Genomic DNA, 14,977 nt, shown 5'->3' with positions numbered 1-14,977 from the left:
GCCGGATGTGGGCGGAGCTGCTCCCCGTGGGCCGCTCCGCCACCTCCGGTGGCTACCGCCGCTTCGCCTGGAACTCGGCCGACGCCGAGTGCCGTGCCTGGTTCGAGGAGCAGGCCCGCGCGCGTTCGCTGACGTACGAGCTGGACCGCAACGGCAACCAGTGGGCCTGGCTCGGCGACCCCAACGGCGAGGGCGCGATCGTCACCGGCTCGCACCTGGACTCCGTCCCGGACGGCGGCGCCTTCGACGGTCCGCTGGGCGTGGTCTCCTCCTTCGCCGCACTGGACGAACTCCGCTCGCGCGGCGCCCGGTTCACCAGGCCGCTGGCCATCGTCAACTTCGGCGACGAGGAGGGTGCCCGGTTCGGCGTCGCCTGCATCGGCTCCCGCCTCACCGCCGGAGTCCTGGGGCGCGAGCAGGCGTACGAACTGCGCGACGCCGACGGCATCCGGCTGCCCGACGCGATGGAGAAGGCCGGCTACGACCCGACCGCGATCGGCGCGGACGGCGACCGCCTTGCGCGGATCGGCGCCTTCGTCGAGCTGCACGTCGAACAGGGCCGGTACCTGACCGAGGCCCATCCGGTCGGCGTGGCCAGCGCGATCTGGCCGCACGGCCGCTGGCGCTTCGACTTCCACGGCGAGGCCAACCATGCGGGCACCACCCGCATCGAGGACCGCCGCGACCCGATGCTCACCTACGCCAACACCGTGCTCGCCGCCCGTAAGAAGGCCAAGCTGGCGGGCGCCCTGGCCACCTTCGGCAAGGTCGCGGTGGAACCCAACGGCACCAACGCCATCGCCTCCCTGGTCCGGGGCTGGCTGGACTCCAGGGCCGCCGACGAGAAGATCCTCGACGCTCTGGTCGAGGAGATCCGGCAGGCGGCCCACGAGCGCGGCGGGCGCGACGGCGTCCGGGTCGAGCTGACCCGTGAGTCGTACACGCCCGTGGTGGACTTCGACGGCCCGTTGCGCGACCGCCTCGCCGGGATCCTCGGCGACGTACCCGTCCTGCCCACCGGCGCAGGACACGACGCCGGAATCCTGGCATCGGCGATCCCGACCGCCATGCTGTTCGTACGGAACCCGAGCGGTGTCTCGCACTCCCCGGCCGAGCACGCCGAGGAGGCCGACTGCCTGGCCGGCGTGGCCGCCCTCGCCGATGTACTGGAGGACCTCGCATGCCAGCCGACCACCTGACGTACTGGGCGGAGTACGCCTGGCTGCCGCACGTCAACGGACCGGTCGTCGAGCAGGACGTGCTGATCGTGGTCGGCCAGGGCGGCAGGATCGCCAAGGTCACCCCGGACTGCGGGCCCTGCCCGGCCGGGGCCGTCCGGCTCGACGGCCTGCTGCTGCCCGGGCAGGCCAACGCCCACTCGCACGCCTTCCACCGTGCCCTGCGCGGAAGCGTCCAGGTCGGCTCCGGCACCTTCTGGACCTGGCGGGACACCATGTACCGCTTCGCCGGTGCGCTCGACCCGGACAGCTACCTGGCACTGGCCACCGCCGTGTACGCCGAGATGGCACTGGCGGGAGTCACCGCCGTCGGCGAGTTCCACTATCTGCACCACGCCCCCGGCGGCGGCCGCTACGGCGACCCGAACGCCATGGGCGAGGCACTGATCGAGGCGGCGGCCCGGGCCGGGATCCGGATCACCCTGCTGGACACCTGCTACCTCTCCTCCGGCTTCGGCGCCGAGCCGACCAAGCCGCAGCTGCGCTTCAGCGACGGCGACGCCGACGCCTGGGCAGCCCGCGTGTCCGGACTCAAGGGGAACGAGCACGCCAGGATCGGGGCGGCCGTCCACTCGGTGCGGGCCGTCCCGGCCGACCAGCTGAGCACGGTCGCGCACTGGGCGGCGATGCGCAAGGCAGTGCTGCACGTGCACCTCTCCGAGCAGACCGCCGAGAACGACGCCTGCCTCACCGCCCACGGCGTCACCCCGACCCGGCTGCTCGCCGACCACGGCGTCCTCGGCCCGCGGACGAGTGCCGTGCACGCCACCCACCTCACGGACGAGGACATCCGGCTGCTCACGGACTCCTCCACCAACATCTGTATGTGTCCGACCACCGAACGCGACCTCGCCGACGGCATCGGCCCCGCCCGCCGACTCGCCAGCGGCGGCTGCCCGATCACCCTGGGCAGCGACAGCCACGCCGTGGTCGACCCGTTCGAGGAGGCACGGGCGCTGGAGCTGAACGAGCGCCTGCGCACCCGCACCCGGGGCCACTGGACGGCCAACGCCCTGCTGCGCGCGGGCACCGAGGACGGCCACGCCTCCCTCGGCTGGCCCGAGGCCGGGCGGGTCGAGGCCGGGGCGCTGGCCGACTTCACCGTGGTCGCGCTGGACTCCGTCCGTACGGCCGGGCCCGCGCCCGCGCTCGGGGCCGAGACGGCGGTCTTCGCGGCCACGGCCGCCGACGTGCGGCACGTGGTGGTGGGCGGCCGCCACATCGTCCGCGACGGCGTCCACCAACTGATCGCCGACGTCCCGACCGCCCTCCGCGACTCGATCGCCGCCCTGCGGTCCTGACTCCCGGGGGCAGAGCCCCGCGCCCCTCGAAGACCGGCCGGTTCCCCGCGCTCCTATCGGTGTTCCCCTCTACGAAAGGTCATCCGTTGAGCACTCTTCTGATCACCGATATCGGCAGTCTGGTCACCAACGACCCGGCCCACGGCACCGGCCCGCTCGGTCTGCTCCAGGACGCCGCCGTGGTGGTCGAGGCCGGACGGATCACCTGGGTCGGCTCCGCCGCCTCGGCCCCCGCCGCCGACGAGCGCTACGACGCCGGGGGCCGCGCCCTGCTGCCCGGCTTCGTCGACTCGCACGCGCACCTGGTCTTCGCGGGCGATCGCACCGCCGAGTTCAACGCCCGGATGTCCGGCCAGTCCTACAGCGCGGGCGGCATCCGCACCACCGTCGCCGCCACCCGGGCCGCCAGTGACGAGGAGCTGGACGCCAACCTGGTCCGCTTCCTGGACGAGGCGCTGCGCCAGGGCACGACCACCGTCGAGTGCAAGTCCGGCTACGGGCTGACCGTCGCCGACGAGGCCCGTGCGCTGCGTATCGCCGCCTCGCACACCCCCGAGACCACCTACCTCGGCGCGCATGTGGTCGCGCCCGAGTACGCCGAGGACCCGGCCGGGTACGTCGACCTGGTCACCGGCGAGATGCTGGACGCCTGCGCCCCGCACGCCCGCTGGGTGGACGTCTTCTGCGAGCAGGGCGCCTTCGACGGCGATCAGGCCCGTGCCGTCCTCAAGGCCGGGCAGGAACGCGGACTGATCCCGCGCGTGCACGCGAACCAGCTCTCGTACGGTCCCGGTGTGCAGCTCGCGGTCGAACTCGGCGCAGCCTCCGCCGACCACTGCACCCACCTCACCGACGCCGACGTGGCGGCCCTCGCCGGGTCGGACACCGTTGCCACCCTGCTGCCCGGTGCCGAGTTCTCCACCCGCGCGAAGTACCCCGACGCGCGCCGACTGCTCGACGCGGGCGCCACCGTCGCGCTCTCCACCGACTGCAACCCCGGTTCCAGCTTCACCAGCTCGATGGCCTTCTGCATCGCCGTCGCCGTCCGGGAGATGGGTATGTCCCCGGACGAGGCGGTGCACGCCGCCACCGTGGGCGGTGCCCGTGCACTGCGGCGCAGCGATGTCGGCGGCGTCACCGTCGGTGCCCGGGCCGACCTCCAGCTCCTGGAGGCCCCCTCGCATGTCCACCTGGCCTACCGTCCGGGCGTACCGCTCACGGCTGCGGTCTGGCGGGCGGGCGTGCGGATGGCCTGAGCCCGAGTCCACGGACGCCGAAGGGCCGGTACCCGTAGCGGGTACCGGCCCTTCGCTCATGCGGACGTCAGTGCACGTCGCCCATGAGCTTGACGACCTTCTTGCGGTACATCGCCAGCGCGACACCGGCGATGAGCGCCATCACGCCCTGGACCGCGAAGTACCAGGTGCTGCCGACGACGTTGTCGCCGAGGACCAGCTGGAAGATGGCGGCGACACAGTCACCCGCCGTGACGGCGAGGAACCAGACACCCATCATCTGGCTGGCGTACTTGGTCGGGGCCAGCTTGGTGGTGACCGAGAGGCCGACCGGGGAGAGGGTCAGCTCACCGATGGTCTGGATCAGGTAGACCATGGCAAGCCACAGCGGCGTGACCTTGACGCCACCGGCGGAGGCGGCCATCGCCATCATCATCACCAGGAAGGAAGCGCCGATCATCAGCAGACCGATGGCGAACTTCATGGTGGTGGTGGGGTTCTTGGCGCGCTTGGCCAGCCAGACCCAGAGCCAGGCGAAGAGCGGGGCCAGCGCCATGATGTACAGCGGGTTCAGCGACTGGAACCAGCTGGACGGGAAGTCGAGGCCGAACATCGACGAGGCGGTGTTCTTGTCGGCGAAGACGTTCAGCGTCGAGCCGGACTGGTCGTAGATCATCCAGAACACGGCGGCGGCGACGAAGAACCAGATGTAGCCGCTCATCTTGGACTGCTCGTCCGAGTTGAGGTCCTTGTCCTTCTTCACCTTGGCGAAGACGACCACCGGGATCGCGATGCCCGCGATCGACAGCGGCCAGACGGCCCAGTCGATGGTGAAGTGGCCGGTCAGCGCGACGATGCCGTAGAAGACCACGGCCAGCGCCAGCCAGAGGCCGGCCTTGCGGAAGATCGCGCTCTTCTCCTCGGCGGAGATCGGCGAGGTCACCACGTCGCTCTTGGCGCTGAGGTGGCGGGTGCCCAGCAGGAACTGGCCGAGGCCGAGCGCCATGCCGACACCGGCGAGAGCGAAGCCGAGGTGCCAGTCGACGCTCTGGCCGACGGTGCCGATGACCAGCGGAGCCGCGAAGGCACCGAGGTTGATGCCCATGTAGAAGATGGTGAAGCCACCATCACGGCGCGGGTCGTTCGGGCCGTCGTACAGGTGGCCGACCATCGTGGAGATGTTGGCCTTGAGCAGGCCGGAGCCGATGGCGATGAGAGCCAGGCCGGCGAAGAACGACACGGAGGCCGGGACAGCCAGCAGGAAGTGGCCGATCATGATGATCGAGCCACCGACCGCGACGGTCTTGCGAGCACCGAGGAAGCGGTCGGCTATCCAGCCGCCCGGCAGAGCCAGCAGGTAGACCATCGCCGTGTACACGCTGTACACGGCGCTGGCGACTGCCACCTTCATACCGAGGCCGCCCTCGGCGACGGAGGCGGTCATGTAGAGCACCAGCAGGGCACGCATGCCGTAGTAGCTGAAGCGCTCCCACATTTCGCTCATGAAGAGCGTGGCGAGTCCACGGGGGTGCCCGAGGAAGGTCTTGCCGCTGGAGGGTGCCGACTTATCAAGATCGACAGCCACGGTCGTAGACGCCATACGTAGTGGTTCCTTGCCTGACGTCGTCCGCCCAGAGGGGGGGTTGAGGCGGACGGGGACCAGACCACTGTACGTGGCGGTATTCGGACCAATGGGAGGACAAAAGTTGCTATGTACGTATTGTCTAAGCAAAGGACGAGGGCTGTCCGGTACGGCAATCCATGGTCGGCATGGAATTCTCCCTTCGAACCACAGGTCGAATCGCGATATTTTTCGACCATGCCCTCCTGGCCCTCCTGGCGACCGAGGGCATGACAACATTCGATAACAATCACGCTCTGTGAACTACCTCACAGTGCCCATCAGTCGCCGGATCCGGCCCGCCGCCAGCAGAAAGGCGGCCCCGCAGGCCACCGCCAGCGCGCCCTGGAGGTAGAAGTAGGCCATCGGGCTGATCACGTTGCGCAACTGGGTCGTCCACCCTGCGACGGCATCCCCGGTCGCCATCGAGAGGAACCAGAGGCCGAGCATCTGGCTGGTGTACTTGGCCGGGGCCAGCTTGGTGGTCAGCGACAGGCCGACGGGGGAGAGGAAGAGCTCGGCGACGGTCTGGACGAAGTAGACGCCGACCAGCCAGAGCGGGGAGACCCGGGTGCCGCCCGAGGCGGCCAGCTCGGCCAGGCCCATCACCCCGAAGGAGGCGCCGATCAGCAGCAGTGCGACGCCGAACTTCACCGGCGTGCTCGGATTGCGCCCGCGCCGCTGGAGCCACTGCCAGAGCCAGGCGAAGAGCGGTGCCAGCAGGATGATGAAGAGCGGGTTGACGGAGTTGAACCAGCTGGACGGGAAGCGCACGCCCAGCAGCGACAGCTCGGTGGACTCCTTGGCGAAGAGGTTCAGCGTCGAGCCGGACTGGTCGTAGATCATCCAGAACACCGCCGAGGCGACGAAGAACCAGAGGAAGCCGGACATCCTGGTCCGTTCCGGCACGCTCAGCTCGCGGTCCCGGCGCAGCCTGGTGAAGTACCAGAAGGGCAGTGCCGTCCCGGCCAGGCCCAGGACGTCCACCATCTCGTGCACCGAGAACCGGCCCAGCAGCACGTCCGCCGTGAGGAGCAGCGTCGCGGCCACCGCCCAGAGCGCCGCCGACCGCAGCATCCGGCGCCGCACCTCGGGCCCGGCCGGCCGTCCGGGCAGCTCGCCCGCCCGGCCCAGGTGCCGACGGCCCAGGACGTACTGGAGCACGCCGAGGCCCATGCCGACCCCGGCCAGCGAGAAGCCCAGGTGCCAGCCGACCCGCTGGCCGACCGTGCCGATCGCCAGCGGAGCGAGGAATGCGCCGCTGTTGATGGCGAGGTAGAAGACGGTGAAGCCGCCGTCCCGGCGTGGATCGTCCGCCCGGTACAGCTGCCCGACGATGGCGGAGACATTCGGTTTCAGCAGACCGGTGCCGACCGCGATCAGTCCAAGGCCCGGCCAGAACGTCGCACCGAGCGGCACCGCGAGTGTGAAGTGCCCGCCCATGATGACCAGGGCGCCGACCAGCACCGCCCGGCGAGCCCCCCACACGCGGTCCGAGAGCCAGCCGCCCAGGATCGCCAGCATGCAGATCATCGAGCTGTAGACGGAGAAGACCGAGGCCGCCGTCACGCTGTCCAGGCCGATCCCGCCCTCGGCGGTCGGCACGGTGAGGAAGAGCACCAGCAGCGACCGCATCCCGTAGTAGCTGAAGCGCTCCCACAGTTCGGTCATGAAAAGCGTGGCCAGGCCGCGCGGATGCCCGAAGAAGGCGTGCTCGTCCTCGGGCGGTGCGCCCGAGGCGGAGAACGGATCCGGCTCCCGCTCGTCCTGCAACTCGGTTGCGCCGCTTGCCATCTGTCCTCCCGAACTCGCCGCCCGTGGCTGATCACGCTAGGAGTCGGCGGAGTGTCAGGCGTGCAGGACGGGATGCGATTGCGCCGTCCGGGGAGAATCCGCACTCCGGGAGGCCTGATCGTCGGCCGTCAAGCCGACTACCATCGCCCCATGACCTGTGTGCTGCTGGCCGAGGACGACCCGGCAATCTCCGAACCGCTGGCCCGCGCCCTGCGCCGCGAGGGCTACGAGGTCCTCGTTCGCGAGGACGGCCCGTCCGCGCTCGGCGCCGCTCTGACCGAGGAGGTCGACCTCGTCGTCCTCGACCTCGGCCTGCCCGAGATGGACGGCCTCGAAGTCTGCCGCCGACTGCGCGCCGACGGCCGCAGCTGTCCGGTGCTGGTGCTGACCGCGCGCGCCGACGAGGTGGACACCGTGGTCGGCCTGGACGCCGGCGCGGACGACTACGTCACCAAGCCCTTCCGGCTGGCCGAACTGCTCGCCCGCGTCCGGGCGCTGCTCCGGCGCGGCAACGTGGACCAGCTCACCACCGGCGCCCATGGCGTGAAGATCGACATCGAGTCGCACCGCGCCTGGCTCGGCGAGGAGGAGCTCACCCTCTCCGCCAAGGAGTTCGAGCTGCTGCGGGTGCTGGTCAGAGACGCCGGACGAGTCGTCACCCGCGAGGAGATCATGCGCCAGGTCTGGGACACCACCTGGTGGACCTCCACCAAGACCCTGGACATGCACATCTCCTGGCTGCGCAAGAAGCTCGGCGACGACGCCGCCAACCCCCGCTACATCGCCACCGTTCGCGGCGTCGGCTTCCGCTTCGAGAAGAACTGACCATCAAGACGGCCCAGCCGAACCGAGCAGAGAGCACGCCGGCGTGAAGCGCAGAATGATCAACTCGCTGCTGGGCGTGGTCCTGGTGGTGGTGGCGGTGTTCTGCGTCCCGCTCGCCCTGATCGAGAAGCAGAGCATCGTCAACGCCGCCAACGACCGGGTGGACGCGGCGGCCGTGCGCGTGCTCGGCCTGGTGGAGAGCCGGCTCGCCGCGGGCGAGCCGGTCACCGGGGAGAAGTTCGCCGCCCAGGTCACCGACGGCAGCTTCGTCACCGTCGACATCCCCGGCCAGCCGCTGATCGCAGCCGGCCGCCCGGTCACCGGGCCCGCGCTCACCGCCACCGAGGAAGGCGCGAGCGGGGAGACCGTCACCGTCGTGCAGTCCAGGAGCGACGTGGACCACGAGATCGGCAACATGCTGCTGCTGCTCGGACTGGTCGCCCTGCTGGCCGTCCAGGCAGCGGTCGCACTCGCGGTCTGGCAGGCCAAGCGGCTCGCCCGCCCGCTCACCGACCTCGCCGAGACCGCCGAGCGGCTCGGATCCGGCGACCCCCGCCCGCGCGACCGCCGCTACGGCGTCCCCGAACTCGACCGGGTCGCCGAGGTCCTGGACACCAGCGCCGAGCGGATCGCCCGGATGCTCACCGCCGAACGCCGCCTGGCCGCCGATGCCTCGCACCAGCTGCGCACGCCGCTCACCGCGCTCTCCATGCGCCTGGAGGAGATCACCGCACTGGCCGAGGACTCGAACACCGTCCGGGAGGAGGCGACCATAGCGCTCCAGCAGGTCGAGCGGCTCACGGACGTGGTGCAGCGCCTGCTGACCAACCAGCGCGACCCGCACAGCCCGACCGCCGTCGCCTTCGACCTGGACGACGTGATCAAGCAGCAGATCGAGGAGTGGGGCCCCTCGCTCCGCGAGACCGGCCGCAACCTGCGGATCGAGGGCCTGAAGGGCGTCTCGGTGATCGGCACCCCCGGCACGGTCGCCCAGGTGCTGGCCACCCTGATCGAGAACTCCCTGATGCACGGCGCCGGAACCATCACCGTCCGGGTCCGCCCCTCCGGCAACTCGATCGTCGCCGAAGTCCAGGACGAGGGTCTCGGCGTCCCGCCCGAACTCGGCAACCGCGTCTTCGAACGCGCCGTCAGCGGCCGCAACTCCACCGGCATCGGCCTCGCGGTGGCCCGCGACCTCGCCGAGGCCGACGGCGGCCGTCTGGAACTGCTCTCCCTCCAGCCCCCGGTCTTCGCCCTCTTCATGAGCCGCAGCAGATAAGCCGCAGCGGATAAGCGGTCCGCAGACGAGGGGTCCGGGGCGAAGCCCCGGGAGGCCCTACTTCGCGTACTGCGCCGGCTCCGCCGCCAGCAGCAGCTCCGCCTCCTCGACCACCTGCGGCTCCGCCAGCTCCGGCATCGCCTTGAACACCCAGGTGCGGTACGAGAAGAACCGGAACACCGTCCCGGCCGCCAGGCCGACCACGTTCTTGGCGAACAACTGACTGCCGGGCGAGGTGTAGTGGAGCACATGCACCGAGAACGCCAGGATGCCGTTCTCGATCAGCATGCCGATGCCGCTGAAGACCAGGAAGAGGGTGATCTCCCGCTTGCGGGAGGCCGCGTCGCGCTCCCGGTACAGCCAGTACCGGTAGCCCAGGTAGTTGGTGCCGATCGCGACGGCGGTGGCGATGAAACCGGCCAGCGAGTGGATCAGCCCGTCGCCCTTGAGGCAGACCCAGAAGACCCCGGCGTTCACCACGACGCCGACCAGCCCGACGACACCGAACTTGATCACTTCACCGGAGAGCCCGCGCAGCCGCTGGGACAGCGAGGGCCTGGTGTTGGTGGTCGCGGTCATACCCGGCAGTCTCCTGTGCTCGCGTACGAGAGGTCGGTGGGCGCTCGCGCGGGCGCAGCGCGACCGGGCCCCTCGTGTACAAGATCGGATAGTGCTTCTTGGGGCCCGGCCCTCCAGGCTACTCGCTCCCACCAGCCCCGTTGGCGCCCAGGGCCGCAGCGGGGTTGGCGCGCGCGGGCGTTGCCTCGGACCCTCCACCGGTGCACCGCCTGCGACCGGCCCGGATATCCTGGACAGCGTGACTTTCGCGGGCAGTGCAAATTTTCCAGTAGTCGGCATGATCGGCGGTGGGCAGCTTGCCCGCATGGTGCACGAGGCGGGGATCCCGATGGGCATCCGCTTCCGGCTTCTCGCCGACACTCCGCAGGACTCCGCCTCGCAGGTGGTCTCGGACGTCGTCCTCGGCGACTACCGCGACCTGGACACGCTGCGCCGCTTCGCGGCCGGCTGTGACGTGATCACCTTCGACCACGAGCACGTCCCCACCGAGCACCTCCATACTCTTCAGGCCGAGGGCATCGCGGTCCGGCCGGGTCCGGACGCCCTGGTCAACGCGCAGGACAAGGGCGTGATGCGGGCCAGGCTGGACTCCATCGGTGCGCCCTGCCCGCGCCACCGCCCGGTCGCCGACCCGGCGGACGTCACCGCCTTCGCCGAGGAGGGCTCCGGCTACCCGGTGGTCCTGAAGACCGTGCGCGGTGGTTACGACGGCAAGGGCGTCTGGGTGGTCGACAACGAGCAGGAGGCGGCGGCGCCGTTCCTGGCCGGGGTGCCCGTCCTGGCAGAGGAGAAGGTCGACTTCCTGCGCGAGCTCGCCGCCAACGTGGTCCGTTCCCCCAGCGGCCAGGCCGTCGCGTACCCGGTGGTGGAAAGCCTCCAGGAGAACGGCGTCTGCGCCGAGGTGACCGCCCCCGCGCCGGGCCTCGACCCCGAACTCGCCGCCGAGGCCCAGGCGTTGGCGCTGCGGATCGCCGGTGAGCTGGACATCACCGGCCACCTCGCGGTCGAGCTCTTCCAGACCCGGGACGGCCGCATCCTCGTCAACGAGCTGGCCATGCGCCCGCACAACTCCGGCCACTGGTCCATGGACGGTGCCGTCACCTCGCAGTTCGAGAACCACCTCCGCGCCGTCCTCGACCTGCCGCTGGGCGACCCCCGCCCGCGCGCCAGGTGGACGGTCATGGTCAATGTGCTCGGTGGCGACTACCCGGACATGTACCACGCCTTCCTGCACTGCATGGCCCGCGACCCGGGCCTGCGGATCCACATGTACGGCAAGGACGTGAAGCCCGGCCGCAAGGTCGGTCACGTCAACGTCTTCGGGGACGACCTCGACGACGTGCGCGAGCGCGCCCGCCACGCGGCCGCCTACCTGCGAGGGACCATCACCGAATGAGCAACAGCAACGGCCCGGTCGTCGGCATCGTCATGGGCTCGGACTCCGACTGGCCCGTGATGGAGGCCGCCGCCCAGGCCCTCGACGAGTTCGAGATCCCCTACGAGGTCGACGTGGTCTCCGCGCACCGGATGCCGCGCGAGATGGTCGCGTACGGCGAGAACGCACACAGGCGCGGGCTCAAGGCGATCATCGCGGGCGCGGGCGGCGCGGCCCACCTGCCGGGCATGCTCGCCTCGGTGACACCGCTGCCGGTGATCGGCGTTCCGGTGCCGCTGCGCTACCTGGACGGCATGGACAGCCTGCTCTCCATCGTCCAGATGCCGGCCGGGGTGCCGGTGGCCACCGTCTCGATCGCGGGCGCCCGCAACGCCGGCCTCCTCGCGGTCCGGATGCTCGCCGCGTTCGACCCCGAACTGACCGAGCGGATGGCCGACTTCCAGGCCGAGCTGAACAACCAGGCCACCGACAAGGGCAAGAAGCTCCGCGCCAAGGTGGCGGGTTCCACCTCCTTCGGCTTCGGCGGCTGACCTCCGGCATGCCGCTCCTGACGCGCCGAACGCTGCTGGCGCTCGGCGCGTCGGGAGTCTGCGGCGCGGGGGCGCTGGGCGTCTGCGCCGTGGCGGGCTGCTCCGCCGAAGAGCCGCACGCCGTACTGCGGTTGGCGGCCGGCCCCGAGGGCGGCCCGTACGAGACCTTCGGCCGACGGCTCGCGGTGGAGGTCCACCGGGCGCACGACGGCCTGACCGTGCAGGTGCTCGACACCGCCGCCAGCGTCCGCAATCTCCAGCTGATCGGCGAGGGCGGAGCCGAGCTGGGGCTCACCCTCGCCGATACCGCGGCGGATGCGATCGCCGGTCGGGCCTCCTTCGCGCAGCCGGTCGCGGTGGCCGCGGTCGCCCGGCTCTACCTCAACTACCTGCATCTGGTGGTGCTTTCCGCCTCCCCGGTGCGGACGGTCGGCCAACTGGCCGGTCGTGCCGTCTCGTTGGGTGCGGCAGGATCCGGTACCTCGGTGGTGGCCGAACGCGTGCTGGCGGCAGCAGGGGTGGACAGCACGGGGGCACGGCGGCTCGGGCTGACCGAATCGGTGGCAGCACTGCGCTCCGGCCAGGTGGACGCCTTCTTCTGGTCCGGCGGCGTCCCCACCCGGGCCATCGCGGACCTGGCCGCCGACACCCCGATCCGGCTGGTCCCGCTCGGCGAGACCGTCACCGCCCTGCGCCGGACGTACGGCCCGGTCTACGAGAGCGTCGCCGTACCGGCGGACGCCTACCGCGCCCAGGCACCGGCCGACACCCTCGGCACCCCCAGTTACCTGGTCTGCCACGCGGCCCTGCCGACAGCGACCGTCCGGGCCGTCAGCGAAGTCCTGTTCCGCAGCCGCGACCGCCTCCAGGTCCCCGACGCCCCCGGCAGCCGCCTCGACGAACGCTACGCGATCGGCACCGGCACGATCCCCCTGCACCCGGGCGCGGCAGCCTACTACCGCTCGGTCTACGGCTGACCCCTCCCGGCAACGGGGAACTGCGCGGCTTCCCGTGGGGCCGGGGGGGTCAGGGGCGCAGTTCCCCGCGCCCCTGACCCCCCGCGCCCCTGAAATGCAGCCCCTCGCGCCCCGCGAGTCGCCGCGCCTAGATGCCGTGGAGCTCGACGATCAGGCCGTGGGGGGTGTTGGGCAGCAGGGTGAGGGTGGCGCCGCAGGTGCGGGCGAGTTCGGCGGCGATGGCCAGGCCGAGGCCGCTGCCGGGGACGTTGCTCTGGTCGGGGGCGCGCCAGAAGCGGCCGAGGGCGGCCTCCCGCCCGGCGGCGTCGAGGCCGGGGCCGTTGTCGGCGACGGTCAGGACGTGCTCGGCGAGGGTGACGGTGACCTGCCCTCCGGACGGGACGAACTTGGCGGCGTTGTCGAGCGCGATGTCGGCGATCCGGGCGACGGCCGCGGGCAGGGGCGAGTCGTCGTCGGAGAGGTCCACGGTGAGGGACAGCCCCTTGGCGGCGTACAACTCCTTCCAGCCGGTGAGTCGTTCCCGCAGCGCGCCCGAGGGGCCGGCACCGGTCAGGCCCGCGTCGGCCTCGACGCGGGCGAGGGTGAGCAGGTCCTCCAGGAGCGCTGCCAGCCGGTCGAGTTCGGCCAGCGTCTCCTCGTACTCGGCCTGTCCGGCGGGGGTCAGGTGCGGTTCGAGGTTCTCCAGGCGCAGCGAGAGCACGGTGAGCGGGGTGCGCAGTTCGTGCGAGGCGTCGGCGACGAAGGCGCGCTGGCGCTCCAGGGCGGCGGAGATGGCGTCGGCCATGGTGTTGAACTGCTCCTCCAAGCGCCGTAGTTCGACCGGTCCGCGCATCAGGCCGATCCTGGCCTCCAGCCGTCCCTCGGCGATCGCCCGGGTGGTGCGGTCGAGTTCGCCGACCGGGCGCAGGATCCAGCCGGACAGCCGGCGTGCGGCCACCAGCGAGCAGCCGAGTGCCGCGAGCGAGCCGGCCGCGAGGACGGCCCAGACCGTACCGACGGCCCGGCGTGCTGCGGTGGTGGGTGCCCGCAGCAGGACCACACCGGACACCTGGGCATCCCGCCCCGCGGGTTCGGCGATCAGCACGGTGGACGGCCCGAGGGGTGTGAGCAGCGGTAGTCCCTCGGTGATCCGGCCGGACAGTGCCCGCCCGGCCGCGGCGGTGTCGTCGACGCCGCCGCCCGCCAGTAGGCGGCCGTCCCGGTCGCGGATCTCCACCGCTGCCCCGTACAGCCCGGAGTACCGGGAGACCTCGGCGGCCAGTGCGGCCGAGTCGCCCTCCCGGATGGCCCGGTCGGTGAGTTCGGCGAAGCGGGTGGCGTCGGCCCGGCGGGCGAGCAGCAGGCGCCCGGTGCGGTGCGAGGAGTAGGCCAGGGCGAGCGGTACGGCGAGCGCGGCCACCAGGCAGACGATCAGCAGGGTGGTGACCAGCAGCAGTCGGCGCTGCATCAGTCGACGGCCAGTCGGTAGCCGGTGGCCCGCAGGGTCTCGACCAGCTGCGGCCGGCCGGTCTTGGCGCGGATACCCGCGATGTGCACGTCCAGCGAGCGGGAGGCGGACATCAGGACGTCGCCCCAGACCTCGTCGAGGATCTCCTCCCGGCTGCGGACGACGCCGGGTTCACGGGCCAGCAGCGCGAGGACGTCGAACTCGCGCCGGGTGAGTGCGACCTGCGCGCCGTTCACGGTGATCTGCCGCGTCTCCAGGTCGATCCGGGTGTCGCCGACCTCGACCACCGCCCGTCCGGCGGCGGCCAGCGGACGGGTGCCCCGGCGCAGTACGGCGCCCATCCGGGCCACCAGTTCGGCCGTCCGGAAGGGCTTGACCAGGTAGTCGTCGGCGCCGGAGCGCAGGCCGCGCAGCACGTCGCGCTCCTCGGTCCTGGCGGTCACCACGATCACCGGGACGGTGGAGACCCGGCGCAGCCGGCGCAGCGCGTCCAGGCCGTCCATATCGGGCAGGCCGAGGTCGAGCAGGACGAACTCGGCGCTGTCCTTTAGCCGCAGGGCGTCGTCGGCCCGCCCGGCGCGGACCACCTGGTGGCCGTGCCGGGCGAGTGCGGAGATCAGGGCGGCAGCGAGCCGGTCGTCGTCCTCGACCAGGAGTACGCGCATGGCCCCAACCATAGGGGCTGTCCAGCCGACCTCTCCCGGGGCTAGGGCAGCCCCCAAGGGCAAGCGGCAACTCTTCAGAGCCCCGCGCCC

General features: G+C 71.4%; 13 protein-coding genes. 8 read left to right on the top strand and 5 right to left on the bottom strand.

Going from position 1 to position 14,977, the window contains the following annotated elements; all coding sequences use genetic code 11:
* The first annotated feature begins 5 nt into the window (after positions 1-5).
* The 3 genes from P3T39_RS05175 to hutI all read left to right on the top strand — a co-directional run bounded on the left by P3T39_RS05175 (position 6) and on the right by hutI (position 3,795).
* Positions 6-1,199 carry an allantoate amidohydrolase gene (locus P3T39_RS05175; RefSeq protein ID WP_280696370.1) on the top strand — a complete coding sequence of 398 codons (1,194 nt, stop codon included), beginning with the start codon at positions 6-8 and terminating at the stop codon, positions 1,197-1,199.
* Complete coding sequence (locus P3T39_RS05170) at positions 1,181-2,539, top strand: formimidoylglutamate deiminase (protein WP_280696143.1); 1,359 nt, start codon at positions 1,181-1,183, stop codon at positions 2,537-2,539. Before P3T39_RS05175 ends, P3T39_RS05170 begins: the two co-directional genes overlap by 19 nt.
* Positions 2,540-2,625: 86 nt before the next feature.
* A complete protein-coding gene (hutI, locus tag P3T39_RS05165) occupies positions 2,626-3,795 on the top strand; it encodes an imidazolonepropionase (RefSeq protein WP_280696142.1) in 1,170 nt (389 codons plus the stop codon).
* A 67-nt stretch (positions 3,796-3,862) separates the two neighbouring features.
* Here the strand turns inward: hutI and P3T39_RS05160 are convergent, their stop codons facing one another.
* Positions 3,863-5,374, bottom strand: a complete 1,512-nt coding sequence (locus P3T39_RS05160) for an oligopeptide:H+ symporter (protein WP_280696141.1) — start codon at positions 5,372-5,374, stop codon at positions 3,863-3,865.
* A 285-nt stretch (positions 5,375-5,659) separates the two neighbouring features.
* Positions 5,660-7,189 (bottom strand): peptide MFS transporter, encoded by a 1,530-nt coding sequence (locus P3T39_RS05155; protein WP_280696140.1) that lies wholly within the window; start codon positions 7,187-7,189, stop codon positions 5,660-5,662.
* A gap of 150 nt (positions 7,190-7,339) precedes the next feature.
* Between P3T39_RS05155 and P3T39_RS05150 the strand changes: the two genes are divergently transcribed.
* Positions 7,340-8,014, top strand: coding sequence for a response regulator transcription factor (locus P3T39_RS05150; protein ID WP_280696139.1), 675 nt, complete (start codon positions 7,340-7,342; stop codon positions 8,012-8,014).
* A gap of 43 nt (positions 8,015-8,057) precedes the next feature.
* Positions 8,058-9,293: an ATP-binding protein gene (locus P3T39_RS05145; protein ID WP_280696138.1), complete on the top strand. Its 1,236-nt coding sequence runs from the start codon at positions 8,058-8,060 to the stop codon at positions 9,291-9,293.
* Positions 9,294-9,350: 57 nt separating this feature from the next.
* Here the strand turns inward: P3T39_RS05145 and P3T39_RS05140 are convergent, their stop codons facing one another.
* Positions 9,351-9,872, bottom strand: coding sequence for a GtrA family protein (locus P3T39_RS05140; RefSeq protein ID WP_280696137.1), 522 nt, complete (start codon positions 9,870-9,872; stop codon positions 9,351-9,353).
* Positions 9,873-10,110: 238 nt separating this feature from the next.
* Here P3T39_RS05140 and P3T39_RS05135 point away from each other — a divergent pair, with 238 nt between their 5' ends.
* Genes P3T39_RS05135 through P3T39_RS05125 form a run of 3 tightly spaced genes read left to right on the top strand, consistent with a single transcriptional unit; the run spans position 10,111 to position 12,775 of the window.
* A complete protein-coding gene (locus P3T39_RS05135; RefSeq protein ID WP_280696136.1) occupies positions 10,111-11,268 on the top strand; it encodes a 5-(carboxyamino)imidazole ribonucleotide synthase in 1,158 nt (385 codons plus the stop codon).
* Positions 11,265-11,798, top strand: coding sequence for a 5-(carboxyamino)imidazole ribonucleotide mutase (gene purE / locus P3T39_RS05130; protein WP_280696135.1), 534 nt, complete (start codon positions 11,265-11,267; stop codon positions 11,796-11,798). The genes P3T39_RS05135 and purE overlap by 4 nt, the downstream gene beginning before the upstream one ends.
* A gap of 8 nt (positions 11,799-11,806) precedes the next feature.
* Positions 11,807-12,775 (top strand): TAXI family TRAP transporter solute-binding subunit, encoded by a 969-nt coding sequence (locus tag P3T39_RS05125; protein WP_280696134.1) that lies wholly within the window; start codon positions 11,807-11,809, stop codon positions 12,773-12,775.
* 127 nt (positions 12,776-12,902) lie between these two features.
* Here P3T39_RS05125 and P3T39_RS05120 read toward each other — a convergent pair whose 3' ends face one another.
* Positions 12,903-14,222: a HAMP domain-containing sensor histidine kinase gene (locus P3T39_RS05120; RefSeq protein ID WP_280696133.1), complete on the bottom strand. Its 1,320-nt coding sequence runs from the start codon at positions 14,220-14,222 to the stop codon at positions 12,903-12,905.
* Complete coding sequence (locus P3T39_RS05115) at positions 14,222-14,887, bottom strand: response regulator transcription factor (RefSeq protein WP_280696132.1); 666 nt, start codon at positions 14,885-14,887, stop codon at positions 14,222-14,224. The genes P3T39_RS05120 and P3T39_RS05115 overlap by 1 nt, the downstream gene beginning before the upstream one ends.
* Positions 14,888-14,977: the final 90 nt, after the last annotated feature.

The organism is Kitasatospora sp. GP82 (assembly GCF_029892105.1).
Classification (GTDB): domain Bacteria; phylum Actinomycetota; class Actinomycetes; order Streptomycetales; family Streptomycetaceae; genus Kitasatospora.
This window is presented reverse-complemented; position numbering and strand designations above follow the sequence as displayed.

What these genes read in the sequence shown, in the direction of transcription:
- purE (WP_280696135.1), top strand. Translation starts at nt 11,265, where the DNA reads ATGAGCAACAGCAACGGCCCGGTCGTCGGCATCGTCATGGGCTCGGAC.
- P3T39_RS05170 (WP_280696143.1), top strand. Translation starts at nt 1,181, where the DNA reads ATGCCAGCCGACCACCTGACGTACTGGGCGGAGTACGCCTGGCTGCCG.
- P3T39_RS05160 (WP_280696141.1), bottom strand. Translation starts at nt 5,374, where the DNA reads ATGGCGTCTACGACCGTGGCTGTCGATCTTGATAAGTCGGCACCCTCC.
- P3T39_RS05125 (WP_280696134.1), top strand. Translation starts at nt 11,807, where the DNA reads ATGCCGCTCCTGACGCGCCGAACGCTGCTGGCGCTCGGCGCGTCGGGA.
- P3T39_RS05115 (WP_280696132.1), bottom strand. Translation starts at nt 14,887, where the DNA reads ATGCGCGTACTCCTGGTCGAGGACGACGACCGGCTCGCTGCCGCCCTG.
- P3T39_RS05150 (WP_280696139.1), top strand. Translation starts at nt 7,340, where the DNA reads ATGACCTGTGTGCTGCTGGCCGAGGACGACCCGGCAATCTCCGAACCG.
- P3T39_RS05175 (WP_280696370.1), top strand. Translation starts at nt 6, where the DNA reads ATGTGGGCGGAGCTGCTCCCCGTGGGCCGCTCCGCCACCTCCGGTGGC.
- P3T39_RS05140 (WP_280696137.1), bottom strand. Translation starts at nt 9,872, where the DNA reads ATGACCGCGACCACCAACACCAGGCCCTCGCTGTCCCAGCGGCTGCGC.
- P3T39_RS05120 (WP_280696133.1), bottom strand. Translation starts at nt 14,222, where the DNA reads ATGCAGCGCCGACTGCTGCTGGTCACCACCCTGCTGATCGTCTGCCTG.
- P3T39_RS05155 (WP_280696140.1), bottom strand. Translation starts at nt 7,189, where the DNA reads ATGGCAAGCGGCGCAACCGAGTTGCAGGACGAGCGGGAGCCGGATCCG.